This is a genomic window from Burkholderia sp. Ac-20365 (assembly GCF_017104715.1).
Lineage (GTDB): Bacteria > Pseudomonadota > Gammaproteobacteria > Burkholderiales > Burkholderiaceae > Paraburkholderia.
Genome location: NZ_JAAGPI010000121.1, coordinates 1 through 840, shown reverse-complemented (window position 1 = coordinate 840; position 840 = coordinate 1). Strand labels below are relative to the sequence as shown.

The 840-nt window shown below is 69.8% G+C and carries 1 protein-coding gene; it reads left to right on the top strand.

Features of this window, described 5'->3' with window-relative positions:
• The coding region (gene xdhC, locus G3O01_RS44905) for a xanthine dehydrogenase accessory protein XdhC (RefSeq protein WP_205813965.1) at window positions 1-840 on the top strand (840 nt) is incomplete at both ends.

Below are 840 nucleotides of genomic sequence, written 5' to 3'. Positions count from 1 at the left end.
ACCATCGGCGGCGGTCATCTGGAATGGAAAGCCATCGAAATCGCGCGCCAGGTGCTGCGCGACGGCATGCGCATGTCGCATGCGCGGCGTCTGGAGCGGCTGTCGCTCGGCCCGAGTCTGGGCCAGTGCTGCGGCGGCGCGGTCGTGCTGGCGTTCGAGCGGCTCGATGTGGCCGATCTCGGCTGGCTCGCCACGCTCTCGCGCCGGCTCGCCGCAGGCGCATCGACGGTTCGTAGCGTATCATTCCGCTCCTCGCGGAACGGGGCCATGCTGACCGATGCCGATGCCGGCGCCGTGATGCTCTCGGAGCCGGAACCGGGCGTCGATGCCGCCGACTGCCTGCTCTGGGATACCGCCGCTGGCGCGCAAGACGCCGCGCTGCTGCTCACCGAAACGATCGCGCCCAACGACTTTCCGGTCGTGCTGTTCGGCGCGGGACACGTCGGTGCGGCGCTGGTGCGCGTGCTCGGCACGCTGCCCTGCCGGGTGCGCTTGGTCGACCAGCGCGACGCCGCGTTTCCCCAGCCGGCGGAATTCGTCGCCCTTGGCGCGCCCATCGTCGTCATCGACGCCAGCGACGCGCCCGACCAGGCCGTCGAGGCCGCGCCGCCCGGCACCTGTTTCATCGTGATGACGCACGATCATGCGCACGATCTCGATCTGGCCGAACGCATCCTGCGACGCGGCGACTTCGTGTTCTTCGGCATGATCGGCTCGCACAGCAAGCGCCAGCAGTTCGAGCACCGGCTCGCCGCGCGCGGCATCGACCCGATGCAGATCGCGCGCATGAACTGCCCGCTGGGCGTGGACGGCATCGTCGACAAATCGCCCGAGGTGATT